Raw genomic sequence first — 19,687 nt, 5'->3', positions numbered from 1 at the left:
ATTGGTCGTTCTTCTTACTACTTTAGTGGAGCAGCTACAACCCGCATTTCCATTTGTGTATAAGGCGGTGGAGGAAAAAGCGTAAACTTACCAGCGACATAAATTTTGTAATCTGCACCGATTTACGATACAATAATGTAGAAAATATTATTTTCTGAAAGGTGAAAGCCATCGATGAAACCGATTTTATCAAAAGCACAGCTGGATTACATGAAAGCCAAGAATATGTTTGAGAATAGAGCAAAAGTGTTGGAAAAGGAAATTGCAGCTAAGCGCGCATTACAGGAAATTACTCAGGAGGTCATGGAAGAGCTTGTGCAAGCAACAGGATTCCATGATTCGTACAACGAGCTTGTTGTTACTGAGAACGCTCTGATCGAATGGTCTCATACTACAATCAAGCATGAAAAGAGCTATCGCGAGAACCGCGCAGCTATTGATGCAATGTATGACAATGTGAACTCGAGTCCTGAGAAACGTCAGGAATTGATCCAGTTATCTATGAAGATTCGTTAGAAACAACGTAATAGAAGCAAGCGCCGATACCGGCGCTTTTTTGTTTTATTTGTAGGAATGTTTAAATTATTAGCACTAGTGTTAATGATTCTTAGTAAATATTGCATAATGACGTTTAGAAAGCGACTATGATATACTATTTTCCGTAGGCGCCCATGATTAGCAATAGTTAGTAGAACATACATATGTATCTTCTAATGGGATCTCACCGGAAAATATAAAAAGAAGATTTTTTTTTTGAGAAACCGCAACTTTTTCAAATCTTCTGCGTTTAAGGTGTAGAGTCATTTACACAGGGGCTGAAATTAACCGCTGGTAAAGCCAATTTGAACAAATGGAAAAATTAGCTTTACGTGACTTGAGGCACATTGTATAATACTTAGGTATAATTAGGAATCTAGTATTGTCATGTCCTAAAATCGTTTACCAGTTTCTGTGATACCCGTCACAGACATTATTTATACTTAATTTGCTCAACTCTGGAAAGGGGGTGCATCGGCTAATGAGTGATATGAGCTACTCAACTAAAGAAAAATCTCAGTTTATGAACGTCCAAGGAGGAGAAAAAAAGGTTATGAAGAAAATTTTATCCGTAGCATTATCTACAGCAATGGCATTCTCGATGTTTGCCTCTGTAGCGTTTGGTGACGCAGCAACAACTCCGCAACAAAAATTTGATGCTTTGGCAGCGAAAGGTATTCTTAACGGATACCCAGATGGTCAAGCTCACCTTGAAAAAGATCTTACTCGCGCTGAATTCGCGAAGATCGTTACTAAATTGTTTGATCTTACAGAAGTAACTAACAAATTGTCTTACAAAGACAAAGGTTACAATGCTTCTAACTGGGCAGTTCCTTACATCGAAGCTGTTACTGCAGCTAACTTGATGCAAGGTAAAGATACTGTTAAAGGTATCTTTGATTACAACGGTAAAGTGACTGTTGAAGAAGTATCGGCTGTATTGTTCCGTGCTTTGAAACTGGAACAACCAACTACAACTGACAACTCTGCATCCGCATGGGCTAAAGGTTACGCTCAAGCAGTAATCGACGCAGGTTTGGTTGCTAAAGACACTAACTTCAAAGCTAACGCTAGCCGTTCTTTGGTAGTTGAAACAGCTTATGCTGTTGACCAAAAGCTTACAGTACCACAATTGACTGTAGCTTCTGCTGAAGCAGTAAGCCCAACTAGCGTAGTTGTGACTTTCTCTGACAAAACTACTACTACTGTAACTTTGACTACTGCACTAGTAGAAGGTGTTGAAACTCCAATTACCTTCAAACACAATGATCGTGATTACACAACTAAAGTAACTTTGGCAGCTCCAAAAGTACTTGCTGCAACAGCTCCAAATGCTAAACAATTGGTACTGAAATTCAACCGTGCCATTGATGCTTCTTCACTGATTTCCAGTGACAAAATCAAATCAGGCGTTGTGCAAGTAGTTCCAGTGAACGGTGCACCAGCAGTTGCTGTTGACGGATCTTACGTTTCCTTGAACACAACTACTAACGAAGCAACAATTACTTTCCCTAACACAGATTATTTGAAGGGCCAATATACTGTGGTTGTTACAGACGCTGTTAAAACAGCAAGCGGAACATCTTTCGCTACTTATACTAACCTTATAACTGTTGCTGATACTGTTGCTCCTACTGTAGTGAGTGCAACAGCTGTAGCTAAAACAACAACTAATACGGTTACTATTCAAGTAAGCGAACCTGTTAAGAGAGCTGGAATCATTGCTTATGTTAACGGTGTAGCTTCCACTGCAACAGTATCTAACGATACTTATGACACTATTACTTTGACTACTGGAACTCTTGACAGTGGAAAAACTTATGATGTTTCCTTGTTGAATCTAACTGACTTTGCAGGTAATGTAGCTAATCCTAACCCGATTAAAACTACTGTAACTGTAACTTCTGATACTGCAGCTCCAACAATTGCAAGCATCACACCAGTAAGTGATAAGTACCTTGATGTTAAATTCAATAAAAAAGTGAATTATGAGTCCTTTATTGCTAATGTGAAATTGCTTGATGCTTATGGCGAAAGCAAAGGTACATTGAGCGTAGAAACTAAACAAAATAGTGATACTATCAGACTGCAAGTTCCAGCTGGATTTAAACTTCCAGAATCCGGTACTTTCACTGGTACACTTTCGTTTGGCGCAACAATTAAAGATACTCTAGGTAACACTTTGGGTGCTGTTGTTACTCAACCAGTAACTCTTACTAAGGACGCTACAGCTCCTACAGTTGTAAGTGCTGTGTTCACAAGTGGTAAAGGATTGGTAGTAACATTCTCCGAAAATATCGATAGTACTTTCGGTACTACTGAAACTCCAACTTTGGTCAACGATACTACTGGTAAGTTGGTTAAATTTGAAGATGGTGCTAACTTTAGCGGTGCTAAAATTGACGGTGCTACTGTAACTTATCCAAATGTTGCTCTAAGTGGTCCGTACACTTTGCGTCTGCCAGCAAAATTGGTTAAAGATATTTCTCTTGCTGGAAACACTCTTGCAGCAAGTTCTGTTACAGTGACTGCAGCAGCAGCTTCCTCAACTGATACTACTAGACCAACAGTTGGTGAAATCACTTATACAGACAGCGTTAAAAACGGTGCTGATATTAAAGTGGTTGTGAATGCATCTGACGATAAAGGCTTGAATGTATCATCATTGCGTGACTTGAACAGCTATACTTTGGCTGGTAAAGCACTTCCAGCTGGTTCAACCACAGTAATTACTAATTCCACTGGTTCTGATCTTACTAAGCCGCTTACTGCAACAGTTGAAATTACAATTCCTAAATCTGCAATTAGCAAAAATGATACCTATAACTTTGTAGCAGTTGGTATTACTGATGCTGCTGGTAACGGTAGCTATGCTAAAGATAAGGATCTTGTTCTGACTGACAGAGTAGCTCCTACATTTACTGGTGCTGCTGTATCTTCAGGCGATAACTCAATCTTGGTATTGAGCTTCTCTGAAAATGTTAAGAACGTTAAAGTTGATGGATCTGACTTCAGTTTCATTATCAACTCTAGCCCTGTAACATCTGGCATTACAATTACTAAAGGTGCAGGAAGTGACGCTGGTAAATACTATGCTTCATTTACTCAATACCCTAACTTGAATGCTAATAACATCAATACTATTGAAGTTAAAGTACTTGATTCCAGTAAGATTACTGATGAAGCTTCCAACGACATCACAACTGGTACAGTACAGTACGCTAAGTAATCTCCGATTACTGAAGCACAGAATAGCCTCTTCGGAGGCTATTCTTTTTTTTATAGGTTTTTATCCCCAATAATGAGGAGGAACTTCTTTGAAATCGGTATGGAAAGTAACAACCGCTGCTGTATTACTAGCTGGTGGTGTATGGGCTGGTTCTTTGTTAAACATTACCGCTGAAGGTGCAGGTGTTGGTTCTCAACCCGGTACATCGGATGATCCTGTAGTTACGAAAAGCTACGTAGATCAGCAAATTCAGAAAGCACTTTCGGGTGGCACAGTAACGACTCCGATCGCGACTGCTACACCTGCGCCTAGTGCAACCACAGCACCCGTAGCTACACCTGGCCAAAATAGCAGTGATGAATCTGTAATTGTCGATGTGAAGCCTGGCCAAACTTTAATTGCTTCGGCAGGTGCTGAATTTATAGTTCGCGCGGGTAAAGCAGTCATCGTATCACAGGATGCGAATGGAGTGGCCGATTTAACAGATGGTAAAGATCTTACAAATGGACTAGCTGCACCATCTAACCACTTATTGTCCTTCCCTCGTGATGGTCGTGGAATAGCTGTTCAAGAGGGTCAAAAGCTAGGTCTTGTTGTGATGGTTCGTGGTGGATATACCTTGAAATAATCTGTAATGATATATATTCATAATGCCCGTAAACGGACTTAATCATACCTTTAAACTGTTTTCCAAAGTTACAAATCATTGGCGCGATTGAAGATTAAGTGATGGACGCACAATATTCCTGTAATCTTACAAATTCACAGGAGGTGCTGTAACATGGCACGTAATAATCGTACAGTCGTACCTGAAAGTCGGACAATGCTGAAACAAATGCAATATGAAATTGCAGCTGAATTTGGTTTATATGGGGCTCATTATGGAGGCGGGGCAGACACGGAATTTGCTTCTGAGTTAGGCGCAGTCGGAGGCAGTGGTTCTGGCCGTAGTCAGTACCTTGGACATCTGAGTTCAAGGGATAATGGGTCTGTTGGAGGAGAAATTACGAAGAGACTCATTAAGCAAGCTGAACAGTCTCTTTTTCAATAATATCAGGGGGTAGAATGCCCTTATTTCCTTAACTGATATTGCTTTTTATAGCGTAAAATCAATATTCATACTGTCACGGGGGGGCTTGTGTTTAATTGACACCACCCCCTAAATAAGATAATATGACCTTTGAGGAAAGCCTTAAACCTTTTCCATATGGAAAAGGTTCATTTTTTGAAGAGTTTAGTGAATATAGACATCAAATTTTGCGAAAATCCTTCATAAAAAGAAATCAGGCAAACCTGAATTTATTTATATTATGTAGTTTTATTATTTGGCCTGTGATCATTAAGGAATCCCTTATACAGTGTCAGACTAACCATATGGGAGGTTGTTATACTTGTCTATTAAAGGGCGTCATTTGTTTACTTCTGAGTCCGTTACGGAAGGGCATCCGGATAAAATCTGTGACCAGATTTCCGATGCGGTATTGGATGCATTTTTAGTTAATGATCCAAATGCACGTGTAGCCTGCGAAGTAGCAGTAGCAACAGGTCTTGTATTGGTGATCGGGGAAATCAGTACCAAATCAGAGTATGTTGATATTCCTGCCATCGTACGCAATACCATTAAAGAGATTGGTTACACACGTGCAAAATATGGATTCGACTATAATACTTGTGCTGTGTTGAGTTCTCTTAACGAGCAATCCGCTGATATTGCTCAAGGCGTTAACTCTGCTCTTGAGCACCGTGATCCTGCTCAAGTGGCTGAAGAAACAGCTAATATTGGTGCGGGCGATCAAGGGCTCATGTTTGGTTTTGCTACGAACGAGACACCTGAACTGATGCCGCTACCGATTGCTTTATCACATCGTATTGCACGTCGTTTATCTGAAGTTCGTAAGAACGGAACCTTGGACTATCTTCGTCCAGACGGCAAAACACAAGTTACAATTGAGTATCAAGATGAAAAACCTGTACGCGTAGACGCTATCGTAGTATCTACACAACATGCTGAGGAAATTTCTCTTGAACAAATTCAGGCGGATATTAAAGAACATGTTATTCTGCCTGTTGTTCCTGCGGAACTGCTTGATGCAGAAACCAAATACTTTATTAACCCAACCGGACGTTTTGTTATTGGAGGTCCTCAGGGGGATGCAGGTCTGACTGGTCGGAAGATTATCGTCGATACATACGGCGGATATGCCCGTCATGGTGGCGGAGCATTCTCGGGTAAGGATCCAACTAAAGTGGACCGTTCAGCAGCTTACGCGGCTCGTTATGTAGCTAAGAATCTTGTAGCTGCTGGTTTAGCCGACAAATGTGAGATCCAACTCGCCTATGCAATTGGTGTAGCTACTCCTGTCTCGATTAATGTGGATACATACGGAACAGGTAAAATCAGTGAAGAGAAAATGGTTCAACTGATCAGCGACAACTTTGATCTTCGCCCTGCGGGCATCATTTCTATGCTTGATTTGCGTAAACCGATTTATAGACAAACTGCAGCTTACGGTCATTTCGGACGTACTGATGTTGATCTTCCATGGGAACGCGTAGATAAGGCAGAATTGCTAAGAGATCAAGCTGGATTGTAATTCATCATACGGTCTTATAATATGTTAGCCCGCAAGTTGGCACCTACTGTCAGCTCTGCGGGCTATTTTTGCGTGCGAACACGAGCAAGGCTAGCGAATCTAGCCATAGGGAAGTAGACTACTAAACTTTGCCAGCCTTTTAGCCGAAATATAAGAATATACATAAAGACGTTAGTATGGCTTGAGAGGAGTCTATCACGGAATGAAAAGAAAAATTTCAATATGGACGGCACTTATTCTAGCGGGAGAGTTAGTACTTGGTTCGGGATATCCTGCTATTGGAGTAGGGAATTCAGCAGTGTATGCTGCATCAGAGTTTGGTATAACAGTCTCACCAGCGCCTGGAGCAAGTTATGTAAGTATCGGATCATCTCTTAGACTGAGCTTTGATCGTCAAGTAAACCCACAGTCTGGTGAAATTACCATCACGGGTCAGGGTGATAGTTCACCTTTTTTAACGATTCCTATTGGTAGTTACGGTCTAATTGGTAGTTCAAAAGATTACGAGCTTAAGCTAAATCAACAGTTTACTTCAAACAAGACCTATACAGTGACAATCCCTAAGGGGTTGTTCAAGGATAATGATGGTAATGAGTCAGGAGATACTTCATGGGCATTTACCACCGCACCTGAGAGTAATGCAGCGATTACGGCAGGCAACTTTACACCTGCTAATAATACAAGAGTGGATGCTGGAGCCCTTAAAGAGCTAAGTCTAACCTTAAATAAAAACCTGAAAAAAGGTGGAGGTTCCATCCGAATTTTGTCGTCTGCAGATAACGCAACCGTGCAGGAGTTCAAAATAAAGGATGACGAATCTAGAGTAAACGTTCAGACTGATGCTAACTCTACTACAGTTAAATTAACATTGGATAAAGCATTGGCTACCGGAGCTAATTATTATATTCTTATTGATTCCTACGCTTTTAAGGATGTTGATAATCGAACTTATTCTGGCATTTCTAGCGGTAATGTATGGAGCTTTTCTACTAAGGGTGTGGCTGAGATTCCAGTGACTCCCGCACCAGTAAATGGAGCAGGTGGGGTATCTACCACTGGAGGACTGCAACTTACTTTTGATCGTCCTATGATGCCTGCAGGCGGAGTAATTACAGTATCTCCAGGGGCCGCTAACGATGCTAGAACGAGATGGCTTAATGTAAACTCCCCAGCCGTTACAGGAGGAAGCAGCAGGACTATTACCTTGATTCCGGCATCAACAGCGTCACCCCTGCTAAACAGTACGCAATATACGGTGACGATTCCGCAGGGAGCTTTTTACGATCAAGATGGGAATGTATTTCCAGCTTCGGGTGTGTATACCTGGACATTTACAACGGCTTCTTTGACAGGACTTAACGTAAGCGCGCTAAATCCAGCTGACCGGAGCGAATCCATAGCTAACAACCGATCATTATCTATCACATTCAATCGTGATGTGAATTATAACAGTGCTGTGGCAAATGGTGTAGCGCTTTATAAAAATGGTGGAGCACAGGTTCCAGTTACTGTTAACCGGAGTACAACTGCAGTAAACGAATATGTAATTACGCCTAAAACAGCTTTAGATAGCGACTCAACCTATTATATTGATATCGCTAAAGGGGCTTTTGTAGACGCTATTGATGCTAATGTTATCTATGATGGACTAAATGGCAAAAATTCATGGAGCTTCCGGACCTTGTCTCAGGACAAGACAGCTCCACAGCTCACATCTGCATCGCTCGAGAACAATCGGACCATTCGTTTAAAATACAATGAGACGCTTAACTCTTCCATTGCATTGTTGAGCTCCAGTTTTAGTGCTACGGTGAATGATGAGAGTCGTACAATTGAAAGTGTTTATATCCAGGGAGACAGCGCCTATGTGGTGCTCAGTACAGGGGTAGCGGTTGGACAAATCGTGAAGGTTAGCTATACAGGTGGTCTGCGGACTATTCAAGATCCAAGTGGAAATGCAGCCAGCACTTTTAGCTCAAAGCAGGTCACTAACACTATCGAGTCCTCCATGCCTACACCAAAGGATGGGCGGATCACAGGTAGAACCGTAGCATTGAATTTCAATGACACCTTAAAGGCTGTTTCCACTTACGCACATAGTCAGTTTCTAGTGACTTCAGATGGGGGATCCCTAGGGGTTAACTCCATAAGCTCCAGCGGGAACACAGTATATTTAGGGTTAAACAGCGACGCATATAACGGCCAGGCCGTTCGTGTCTCCTATTATGCAGGCTCTTATCCTTTGCAGAATTCTTTTGGACAAAATATTGCGGATTTCACAGATTTCTATATTCGCAACAGCAACGATACAATTCCACCCGTGTTCCAAAGTGCAACCGGCGGTGGAAATAAAATCCTTCTGAATTACAATGAAGGCTTGTCAACAACTAACCTCCCGATGAACAGTCAGTTCTCTGTACTTGTTGGCAGCACTCCTAACTATGTTACGAATGTATCGGTCAGTGGCTCACAGGTTACGCTGACGCTCCAGAGTGCTTTGACGGTGAATCAGAATGTTACTGTCTCCTATGTTCCGGGAACTACCGGAATAAGCGATTTAAATGGAAACCGTGCAGCTTATATTAACCTGCAGCCTGTGTCCATCTCGGAAAATAGCGGTACTAGCATTCCTGAAATTAGTTCTGCTACCATCAATGGCGACGAGCTTACGGTTACATTCAGTAAAAACATGCAGGCATCCGGTTCCCTCTATGCTAATCAGTTCGGAGTTAGAGCAGATGGAAGCAGTATGGGCGTACAAAATTACTCTTTGTCAGGGGATATTTTAAAAATAACAACCTCTTCACTAGTAAAGACTGGGCAAACTATCGATTTGTCCTATATGTCAGGTTCAGGTACGATCAAGGATTTGAACGGTAATATACTGTCCTCATTCTCTTCTCTCTCTGTTAAGAACCTAACCGGCGTGAGCACCGGAACGGGAAATCGTCCATCCTATCTAGGGACGCTTGCAACAAGTGAGTTTGGAAAAGAATACGCGTTGCTGAAGAGTGACTCTTCACAAATCGTGGATGACCGTTCGTTATACAATCAATCTGTAAAAAGATATACCTTAAACGCAGATCGCCTGGCGGCCAGTTATGAATATCTGTATAAGGCGAGTAGTGATACATTAGCTTTTGAGGTGCCTGCTACAGAACAATCGGCCTATGTGACTGTTCCTTTAAAGCCTATGCTTGATGCTGTTAACCGTAGTAAAGCCACTAAATTTATGATTCGTTATGGCGATCACTTATATAGCGTTGGATTAGACGATATCGATATGAACGGATTAGCGAGTAGCTTGATTGCAGACAGTAAAAATATCTCGTTGGTGTTCCGATTAGAAAAGGTTCCGGCAGGTACGTTCTCCCCATTTGAACAAAAGCTAAAAACTATGGGGATGCAGAGCGTTACAAGTCTTATGGATGTCCGGGTGACTGCGATAGTTAGCAGTAATTATTCTAATGCTAAGGCATTATCTGTACCTGGAGAATACACGGTGCGTACAACTTCTTCATTAAATAGTGCGCAGACATCTGCCGCTAGACTGGATCTTTCCTATTACGATGCAGCCTATCTGCCAACAAAAGTAAGTACGGTTGGTAGCTATACAATTATTCGTGCTCGTACAGAGGGTAATCAGGTGTTAGGAACCTTTTTATCAACCCGGGCCTTCTCAGATATGAGTAGGCATTGGAGTAATTCGATTGTAGCTGAGCTTAGTGCAAAAACTATCATTGATAGCAGCTACGGGACTACATTTAGTCCAGAAAAAAAGATTACCCGTGCAGAGTTTGCAGTAATGCTTAGCCGGGGACTTGGTTTGCTGGGCGATCGTGAGACCGCACAGCGCTTCCGGGATGTGCAACCTTCCACACAAACGGGAGACTATATTGGTGCAGCAGCTAAGGCTGGTATTATTACAGGGAACACGGATGGCTCCTTCCGGCCTAATGATAATATCACTCGTGAGCAAATGGCAATCATGATGATTCGGGCAATGGAATACACCAAACATCCTATTACTTTAAGCGGCACTTCTGCCTCAACACTGGCTCGCTTTAAGGATAAGTCCAAAATTCAGAATCAAAGTGCAGAATTCGTAGCTAAAGCTGTGCAATCGGGGATTATTTTGGGAATGACCACAAGTGAGTTCCAACCTCAGGGTAATGCCACTCGTGCACAAGCTGCTGTGATGCTGCATCGGATGCTGAAGCAAACAGATTATTTGTAGAATTAATAGATTGGTAAAGCCTGGCATTCTGCTGGGCTTTTTTTTATGTTAATAGTTTGTGTAACGTGACTCTATAAAGCTTGAAATCTCTCAATTTCGCAACTTTTTCGCTTATTTTCAGTCTATTAAAAGAGTACTAGAAAAATAGGAACCAGTTTCCAAACTTTTGATAACGGACTTGAAGAGTAAAAAAGAGATGGGAGAGTTACGTCGAAATGAATGAAGTTTTCATGGAGAAGAAGAGTAGAGAAATTGTTCGGGGAATGAAATTATCATCTACTAAAAAATGGGTTGCCGCTTCATTAGCAGGTGTGTTGTGGATTATGCCGGTAATTGGCAGTGAAGGCTTAGCTATGTTTGGTCATAGTTCCACACCAATTGCTGCCGCAGCCACATCTAATTTTAAAGTAAGCAAGCTGGGAGAAGAAGTAATTACTTCGGGCGCCATTATGATGAAATACAAATATACGGCTACGCGTTCAGGAGCGAGCGCTTCTGGCTTGGCGGATGTTATTCGCGTTGACCTCAACAATCCATATGTATCTTTAGATGTTATGACAGGTAAAGGTGGAAACCTGACAACACGTCAAAGTACTGGCGGGATGGCTAAGGAAACTGGAGCCGTGGCTGCAGTAAACGGAGATTATTTTAATACAGGCGGGGAAGGCGCTCCGATTGGTGGACAAGTATCCAGTGGAGTCTTGGTTTCCACCCCTTCGCAATTGGATGGCATGTATGCCTTTGCAGTGACTAAGGATCGCAAGCCTCTTATTGATGAGTTCAGTTTTGAAGGAATGGTAACCGCACCTGACGGCGCACAGTTTGAGATATCCGGTATCAATAAAGGTGCTTATAGTCCTGAAGGTGGAAGCTCTACTTATAGCCATGCTAATGCAATGTATATCTATACGGATGTATGGACCGCACTCGATCGTCCCAAAAACAGCTCAACCACACCGACAGAGGTGCTCGTTGAAAACGGCGTAGTTACTCAAATATCTGAAAATGCTGCGCTTCCTACAGCGGTTCCAAAGGGAGCTTATATTTTGCGGGCCCATGGCTTAGCCGCACGGTATGTTACTGCCCATCTGACTGTAGGACAACCGGTAACAAGTGTGTACTCCCTGAAATCCAAGACTACACAGCAATCGCTAGATCCTGCTAATCTGCAAACAATGATTGGTGGACATACGATTCTTGTAAATAACGGAAAAGCAGCAACGTTCTCTCGCTCGACTAGCAGTATTGGCGGTTATCGTGCACGTACGGCTTTAGGATATTCTCAGGATGGACGTTATGTATATATCATAGCTACTGAAAAAAATGGCAACAGCTCAGGAATGTCATTGACCGAGCTGCAATCTTTTATGACCAATATTGGAGTCTGGAAAGGGCTTAACTTAGACGGAGGCGGCTCTACAACGATGGTAGACCGGCCTCTTGGTGAAAGCTCAGCCACACTAACCTTTAATACAGAGTATGGCACAGAGCAGCGCAGCATTGTTAACGCGCTTGGTGTTTATACTAACGCACCACAAGGTGAAGTAAAAGGAATTAAAATTAGCGGAAGCACTTCGCTATTAGTTGGACAAAAGGCTACTTATTCGTTAAAAGGTTATGACACTTACTATAACCCTATAGATGTAGCAGCAGGCAATCCTACTTGGACATCAAGCGGAGGAAGCGCAACTGTAAGTGCAGGAGAAGTAACGGCAGTGAAGCCAGGCACCGTTACCTTAACGGCTAAAAGCGGCGTAGCAAGTGCTTCTACAACCCTTACAGTCTTGGGTGGAGATGATCTATCCAGCATGAGTGTAGGCACTGCTACAGCGCCACTGACAGCTGGGACAACTGTATCTGTCCCTGTAAAGGCCTCTACGAAGAGTGGAGCAACCATAAGCGTTCCAGATTCAGCGCTGAAGTGGGAGTTTGTAGGCTTTAAGGGAGTCGTGCAAAATGGCAAGCTTACTGTAAACTCTGTGGATGCAGGGGTTACTACAGGTTACGCTATTGCTCGTTATGATGGATTTAGCACAGCGGTTGTATTATCGACAGCAGCAGCTACAACATGGGAAGATTTCGAGAAGGTAAGTTATCCAGTCAACTTTACTACCAATGTGCCAGCGGTACAGGGGACTGCAACAATCGTAGACGGATCGGCTGAAAGAGTAGGCTCCAAGGTGCTGTCACTCAGTTATGATATGACGGCTGGCAGCGGTAAAATGTACGCTTATGCTCAACTTAACGGCACAAGTGGAAAAGCCGTTCCAGCGCTTGCAACTTCGATGTCAGTTGATGTGATGGGCGATATGAGCTTAAATTGGCTGCGTGCTGAGTTTGTAGACAATAGTGGAGCTACAGCCTATGTAGATCTTGCGAAGATTATCGATTGGAACGGTTGGAAGAACATAAACATCGACTTGTCAGGATCAGGGATTAAATTCCCGGCTACGCTGAAGAGACTTTATGTAGTCAACGTAGAGGAAGGCCAAGATGAACGGGCGAAGACAGGTACCGTTGCTTTTGATAATATCACCTTCACAATGCCTTCACTTTCCAGTGATGCAGGGTTACCAAAGGGTACAGCTTCGATGAGCATCGGCTCCAAAGCAATGACTGTAAATGGAAATAAGAAGGCTATTGATGTAGCTCCAATTGTGAAAGACGGCAGTACTTATGTGCCGATCCGTTATGTGCTGGATGCTTTTGGAGGGAATGCTACCTGGGATCAGGTGAATAAGAAGATCATGGTGTTGCGCGGAGCCAAGGCACTGGATCTGACGGTAAATAAAAAGGAATACCTGTTAAATGGTAAGCGACAAAGTGCTGAAGTAGCACCTATTATTTTACAGGGTAGGACTTTAGTACCTCTGAGACTGGTTTCTGAACAGTTAGGATTAACTGTAAAATGGGAACAGAAAACGAAGACCGTAACTATCGAATCGTGATATGTTAATATATAAGGAAAACCTTAATACGATCCGATAGAAAAGGGGCAAGCATCCGTGGAATTTCAAGCCGATGCGATTGATCGCGTTATTAAAAATACCATCGACGTGATGGAGAGCAGCAAGTATCAGATTTTTGAAATATTGCAGGTTGCACGTGATGAACTTGCTGCACTCAACAAGGAACTGCAGCGGGTCATGGACGAAACGGATGAAACGTTGAAAAAGGTAGACAAGCTGGAGCTACAGTATCACCGCTCCAGAATCCGGCTGACAGAGGTCAGCCGGGACTTTGTCCGCTACTCAGAGAAGGATATCCGTATTGCTTATGAGAAGGCTACGGAGCTTCAGCTCGAACTCATGATGACGCGTGAGCGAGAGGTCTATCTTCGAAGCAGACGTGATGAATTACAAATGCGAGTGCGCAGTGTCGAAAATTCTGTAGAGCGTGCAGAGTCAATTGGTTCGCAAATGAGCGTAGTGCTCGAATATTTGTCGGGAGAACTAGGCCAAGTGACGAGAATTGTCGAATCTGCGAAGAACAGACAGATGATCGGACTCAAAATTATCCTGGCTCAAGAAGAAGAACGGAAGAGAATTGCCCGGGAAATTCATGATGGTCCCGCTCAAATGCTGGCAAATCTAGTCCTTAGGACGGAAATTGTAGAAAGAATGCTGGTAAAGCAGGAATTTGGGCTGGTGCAGGACGAAGTAGTAGATTTAAAAGGGCAGGTTCGTAACAGCCTGGAAGAAATGCGTAAGGTTATTTTTAATTTACGACCGATGGCTCTCGATGATTTGGGCTTGATTCCGACTTTGCGGAAATATGTGCATGATTTTGAAGAGAAGACGAAACTGCGGACGACTCTGGAAACCCGGGGACAGGAACACCGACTATCCTCAGCGATGGAGGCGGCGGTATATCGTCTGGTTCAGGAAGCATTGTCTAATGCAGCAAAACATGCCTACCCAAGCTTCGTATTGGTGGAGATTACATACCAAGCGCAGTTAATTAAGATTGTGATTAAAGATAACGGATTAGGCTTTAATGTACAAAAGTTAAAAAATCAGCAAGGTAATCGGGAAAGCTTCGGGCTAGTAGGTATGCGGGAACGTGTAGAACTGCTTGAAGGAAGAATGGAAATTGTATCAGCCGAGAATCAGGGGACAACAATCGTGATCCATATTCCGACGAATGTGGAGAAGGGGAAGGAGTAGTGTGATGGAGAACTTAAACTCTAGTAAAACGCCCATTAAGGTTCTTTTGGCGGATGATCATCAGCTTTTTCGTGAAGGGCTGAAACGCATTTTGAATATGGAGGAGGATATCGAGGTCATAGGGGAGTGCGGCGACGGTATTCAGGTATTAGAGTTTTGTAACGGGACTAAACCGGACATCGTATTGATGGACATCAATATGCCTGTTGAGAACGGCGTAGAAGCCACTCAAAAACTTCGGGAAATGTTCCCGGAGGTTAAGGTAATTATTTTATCCATTCATGATGATGAGAGTTATGTATTTGAGACCCTTCGTAAGGGCGCCAATGGTTATTTATTGAAGGATATGGAGGCCGAATCCCTTATTAATGCCATTCGTTCGGTCTGTGAAGGACATGCCTTTATCCATCCAAAGGTTACTGGAAAGCTTATCAATCAATTGCGGCGTATGACTTACCTTAACGAGACTGGTGTAACTACAGATACAGTGGTGAAGGAAGCTGGTGTTAAATTTATTGCTGGCGACAACAATCCTCTAACCCGTCGTGAAGCAGAAGTGCTGCGTCTAATGGCTGAAGGTAAGAGCAACAAAATGATTGGTGAATATTTATTCATTAGTGAAAAAACAGTTAAAAACCATGTTAGCAGTATATTGCAAAAAATGGAAGTGGATGATCGGACTCAAGCCGTTATTAATTCGATTAAATATGGCTGGGTAACCTTGTAGAAGCTTCACAGTAATACGTTACATATAGGAAAGAAATTAAGTAGACACAGCTTGCTTCCCTGATGGGTGTTCTAGGCAGTCACCGACCTTTTAATGCCGGCATATAGTGTTGGTATACAGAGGAGGTGCATCTCCATGGTAGCCCAGTTGATATGGATTGCGGTTGTTTATGTATCCGCTGCAGTGATGATTCATATGTTGCATAACCGGCAGAAGGTGCGTAAAACACCGCAGTCCGGAAAATGGATTCATTATATTTTTATTACCCGCAATCATGAATCTGTTGTGGAATGGTACATTCGGGCACTGACATTTCAAGCTCTTCTAACCGGAAAACGATTGCGAGTAACGTTCATGGATGATGGTTCGAGCGATGGAACACTTGGGATTGTTTCCAAAATGGCCGCTAGCGGCTGCTCTATCGATCTTGCAACATCTATGTACTCTCTTCAGATGAGTGAAGAATTGCAGCATGAAGGAATTGTAGTAGACTTGCGGCTGTCAGGGCAGTCTGTATCGCTGCCTTTTATGGGGATGGCAGGAAGTAGGGGATGCGAATCAAAGCGCAACAGATCTTAAGTAAATATGTAAGTAACGGGTGAAGCACACTCTCCAAGAACTGGGGGAGTGTGCTTTTTGCGTTTGGGGAGACGGATTCGTGAATTTGGGATCAAATATGGAGTTGCTAAGTACAAGCGAGAGGTAGGAGGGATTATTATGCAAGTCGCTGTATATGCTGTGGAATGCAAGGGGAGCTGGAGGTTTGAAATTTCATTAGATCTTAGCGTGGATAGATGGTGGTGGTCTGTAGCTAGACCGGAGAAGAAAGCTGGGAGTTCCTTAGCGGCGAATAGTTTGGTTCTGCTTTCTTCTGCGTTGCCGCTAGGTTGGGCTGTGAAGCTCCGGGACAACTTTAAACAAAGAAGCGCAATGGGCACCTGGGGGATTAAGGAGTGGGGGCAATATATTAATAGTATGCTTGAGGCTGAGTTGAGAGAGGAGAAAGAGGCAGGGGGACTGTGGGAGGCACAGTGGTTAAATGATGGAATATTCATATGGAAGCCTAATGAATCAAGTTTCGGAATAGAACAGGACAATAAGAAGAACGAAAGATACGATTGGTGTGAAAAAGAGGATTTTGAATCTGGATTACTAGAATCGGATTCAGAACAATTATTGCGGGCTGTGGCCGGGCGCTCTTTATTGGAGCCGGAAGTAGAAGCGCTGCTGGCAGAAGAATTGCCAGAGCTAGGGGGTTGCTGGCGCCAGGCGGCACAACTGGCGTATCTGCAGGGGCGGCTGTTGCTTACAGCCGCCGTAGGCATTGCGACCCCGGCTACGCACGGGGCGCGGGCCCGCCAGCTCCCTGCGGGTGCTGGCGTTATGATGCGTGCGGCGGCTAAGCTGCCGCACATGTTGCGGCGCGGCGCTGTCGCTCGCCGCGCGGTTTCGCGCTGCCTGCGTTGCGGCAGCGTGCCCACCGGTCGCACGGCATGCGCTGCGTGCGGGCTTATGGGCTGCGCCTATTGCGAGGCCTGCCTCGCGCTTGGGCGCAGCCGGGCTTGTGCGCTGCTGCTGCGCAGCGCAGCACTTCCGGCCGTGCGGTGCACGGCCGCCCTTGACCCCGCCGCGGCCGCAGGCCGGTGGGGGCTGAGCCCAGCGCAGGCGGGAGCCGCTGGCGCTGCGCTGGGTTTTCTGGCGGAGCCGCGCAAGCGCTCCGCCACTTCATGCCCAGAGCGGTTTCTGCTCTGGGCGGTAACGGGAGCGGGGAAGACGGAGATGATCTTCCCGCTCCTAGAGGCTGTGCTCGCCGCCGGAGGGCGGGCGCTGGTAGCGACGCCGCGCCGCGACGTCGTACTTGAGCTCGCGCCGCGGCTCGCCCGGGCTTTTCCGGCGGAGGTCATCGCCGTACTTTATGGCGGCAGCACAGATCGCTGGGTGAGCGGTCGCTTAACGCTCGCAACCACCCATCAGCTCCTGCGCTTCCATCAAGGTTTTGATCTCGTAATCATCGACGAGCTGGATGCGTTTCCATACCACAATGATCCTATGTTGGCCTATGCTGCTGAACAAGCCTGTAAAGTGGACGGCTCTTTCATTTATTTATCAGCTACGCCGCCACAAGAAATGCAGCGTTTGGTTCGGTTAGGCAAACTTCCACATGCCAGAGTGCCTGTCCGCTTCCATGGTCATCCCTTGCCTATCCCGCAGCATTTGAGTATACCCTCGGTTCTAACCTGTTTAAAGCGTGGGAGTTTGCCAAGATCGCTTATACAAAATCTTCAAAAGTCATTGGAGCGAAAAGCACAAATTTTTCTATTTGTGTCTCGAATAGCTCATATCGAAGGATTGCTGATACTACTTCGTCGTAGCTTTCCCGGCGTGGTTATTGAAGGCACCTCGTCCAAGGATTCATTTCGGGCAGAAAAGGTGACTGCTTTTCGCAACCGTATCATCTCTTTGTTAGTGACTACTACGATCCTGGAACGGGGAGTTACCGTGCCACGCAGTGACGTATTTATTTTGGATGCAGACAGTGGTCTTTTTGACGAAGCCTCTTTGGTACAGATGGCAGGACGTGCTGGTCGTTCTAAAGATGATCCTGATGGCCATGTTGTATTTGCCTCCCCTCAGTGGAGCCGATCCCAGCGTGGAGCGATTGCTCAGATTCGTACTATGAATATCATTGCTCGCCGCCAAGGATATATTCGTAAAGGTGGGGCTATATGAATACCAAGCTTACAAGGTTCCCAAAATCTCTGTCTTTCCTCCTTACCCCCTCCGTGCCTCAATGTCTAACCTGCGGGAAGCACAGCCCACAGTCCTCACAGCTGCCGGGTATCTGTAAGAATTGTGCGGAATCCATTCCTTGGATACGCGCTCCACGTTGCTTGATATGTGGGCGGCATGTAGGTTGTCCAGACTGCACTCGCAGCGCTGAGCCCTCCCCCATTGTATGTAACCGGAGTGCGGTAGTCTACACTAATGAGATGAGAGAATGGCTCGGTCAATATAAATATCGCGGGAATGAACGATATGCCCCTCTGCTTGGACTCATGCTGGATAGGGCATATTTAACCCTAAAGGAGGAAAAGCAACAGGGGGCTCTTTTATCTCAGAAAGCATCTTTTTTTCATCTTATTCAACATAAAAGGTACATAAAAAACAGCCTTTGGTCAGCTGATTTATTAGTTCCGGTACCTGTCAGTGATTCAAGGCTTCTAGAACGGGGCTTCAATCAAGCCGAAAGATTGGCCGATGTTCTATCTCGTCATAGGAAGATTCCTCAGCTACCGCTACTGATTCGTACGCATCACACGGGTAAGCAGAGCTTTAAAGGGCGTGCAGAGCGACTGGCGGATATGAAACATGCTTTTGGAGCGAATCAGGCAGTCTCCATACCATTTAAGGATTGGCTGAAAGAAAACTCACCTCTAAGCCGTCCTATCCGAATCATTATTGTTGATGATATCTACACAACGGGGAGCACGATTCGTGCTTGCGCTGAAATTCTAAAACAAATGGTTTCAAACTATGATTATGCTGCAGAAATCTATAGCCTAACCTGGGCGCGTTCCTAAAAAACGAAAAAATGCATGATTGTGAATAGCTATATCCATTCCATTAAGGATTAGTTACGGTTGGTAGCGTTTCTTCTGTCCCATAGACGAATTCCTTGCAATCATGTAATCTAGGAGCATAAGAATATTATGCATTGCACAGAATGTACGGAGAGGAGCGGCTGCTTGTTATGAATCTAGACAATTGTCCAAGGTGCGGCCGGTTGTTTGTCAAGAATCTTATGGGGTTGTGCCAGTCCTGTATCAAAGAGCTGGAGCATGAATATGAGATCTGCGTGAATTATTTACGGGAGAACAAAGGAACCAACATTCAGGAGCTCTCCGATGCTACGGGGATTTCTATTAAAGAGATTACCCGCTTTATTCGAGAAGGCCGGATTTCTATAGCTAATGCACCCAATATGATGTACCCTTGCGAAGTGTGTGGTACACTGATTCGGGATGGCCATATGTGTGACAGCTGTCGTAGTCGGCTCAGGAAAGATCTAACGAATGCTGTCAAGGAAAATTCTGCTGAGGATACTACCAAAAAGACATCTGATGGTGCATATCGTGCCATAGATAAGCTGCGTGACCTATAAAATCTGCAAAAAAACGTTTGCAGCTATAAAGAATG

13 protein-coding genes are annotated in these 19,687 nt (G+C 44.3%); all 13 read left to right on the top strand.

Annotated features, from left to right (window positions below):
• Positions 1-174: 174 nt before the first annotated feature.
• The 13 genes from NST58_RS30560 to NST58_RS30500 all read left to right on the top strand — a co-directional run bounded on the left by NST58_RS30560 (position 175) and on the right by NST58_RS30500 (position 19,652).
• Positions 175-516 carry a hypothetical protein gene (locus NST58_RS30560; RefSeq protein WP_036681520.1) on the top strand — a complete coding sequence of 114 codons (342 nt, stop codon included), beginning with the start codon at positions 175-177 and terminating at the stop codon, positions 514-516.
• Between the two features lie 502 nt (positions 517-1,018).
• Positions 1,019-3,766, top strand: a complete 2,748-nt coding sequence (locus NST58_RS30555; protein WP_076220030.1) for an S-layer homology domain-containing protein — start codon at positions 1,019-1,021, stop codon at positions 3,764-3,766.
• An 88-nt stretch (positions 3,767-3,854) separates the two neighbouring features.
• Positions 3,855-4,394: a hypothetical protein gene (locus tag NST58_RS30550; RefSeq protein WP_076220031.1), complete on the top strand. Its 540-nt coding sequence runs from the start codon at positions 3,855-3,857 to the stop codon at positions 4,392-4,394.
• A 153-nt stretch (positions 4,395-4,547) separates the two neighbouring features.
• The gene (locus tag NST58_RS30545; protein ID WP_036681516.1) at positions 4,548-4,817 is read left to right on the top strand and encodes an alpha/beta-type small acid-soluble spore protein; all 270 of its coding nucleotides are present in this window, start codon (positions 4,548-4,550) and stop codon (positions 4,815-4,817) included.
• A gap of 340 nt (positions 4,818-5,157) precedes the next feature.
• Positions 5,158-6,360, top strand: a complete 1,203-nt coding sequence (gene metK / locus NST58_RS30540; protein ID WP_076276914.1) for a methionine adenosyltransferase — start codon at positions 5,158-5,160, stop codon at positions 6,358-6,360.
• 202 nt (positions 6,361-6,562) lie between these two features.
• A complete protein-coding gene (locus NST58_RS30535) occupies positions 6,563-10,597 on the top strand; it encodes an Ig-like domain-containing protein (protein ID WP_339245291.1) in 4,035 nt (1,344 codons plus the stop codon).
• A 215-nt stretch (positions 10,598-10,812) separates the two neighbouring features.
• A complete protein-coding gene (locus NST58_RS30530) occupies positions 10,813-13,545 on the top strand; it encodes a stalk domain-containing protein (protein ID WP_081387502.1) in 2,733 nt (910 codons plus the stop codon).
• 57 nt (positions 13,546-13,602) lie between these two features.
• Positions 13,603-14,763: a sensor histidine kinase gene (locus NST58_RS30525; protein ID WP_036681511.1), complete on the top strand. Its 1,161-nt coding sequence runs from the start codon at positions 13,603-13,605 to the stop codon at positions 14,761-14,763.
• A 4-nt stretch (positions 14,764-14,767) separates the two neighbouring features.
• Complete coding sequence (locus NST58_RS30520; RefSeq protein WP_036681509.1) at positions 14,768-15,490, top strand: response regulator transcription factor; 723 nt, start codon at positions 14,768-14,770, stop codon at positions 15,488-15,490.
• A gap of 135 nt (positions 15,491-15,625) precedes the next feature.
• Entirely contained in the window at positions 15,626-16,069 is a 444-nt protein-coding gene (locus tag NST58_RS30515) for a glycosyltransferase family A protein (RefSeq protein ID WP_076123908.1), read from the top strand.
• A 138-nt stretch (positions 16,070-16,207) separates the two neighbouring features.
• The gene (locus NST58_RS30510) at positions 16,208-18,220 is read left to right on the top strand and encodes a helicase-related protein (protein ID WP_076276912.1); all 2,013 of its coding nucleotides are present in this window, start codon (positions 16,208-16,210) and stop codon (positions 18,218-18,220) included.
• Positions 18,217-19,071: a ComF family protein gene (locus NST58_RS30505; protein WP_339245286.1), complete on the top strand. Its 855-nt coding sequence runs from the start codon at positions 18,217-18,219 to the stop codon at positions 19,069-19,071. The genes NST58_RS30510 and NST58_RS30505 overlap by 4 nt, the downstream gene beginning before the upstream one ends.
• 170 nt (positions 19,072-19,241) lie before the next feature.
• Positions 19,242-19,652, top strand: a complete 411-nt coding sequence (locus NST58_RS30500) for a TIGR03826 family flagellar region protein (RefSeq protein ID WP_036678678.1) — start codon at positions 19,242-19,244, stop codon at positions 19,650-19,652.
• Positions 19,653-19,687 lie beyond the last annotated feature (35 nt).

The organism is Paenibacillus sp. FSL R10-2796 (assembly GCF_037965315.1).
Taxonomy (GTDB): Bacteria; Bacillota; Bacilli; order Paenibacillales; family Paenibacillaceae; genus Paenibacillus_AQ; species Paenibacillus_AQ odorifer.
Note: the sequence above shows the minus strand (reverse complement) of the source record. Positions and strands in the feature narration are given on the sequence as shown.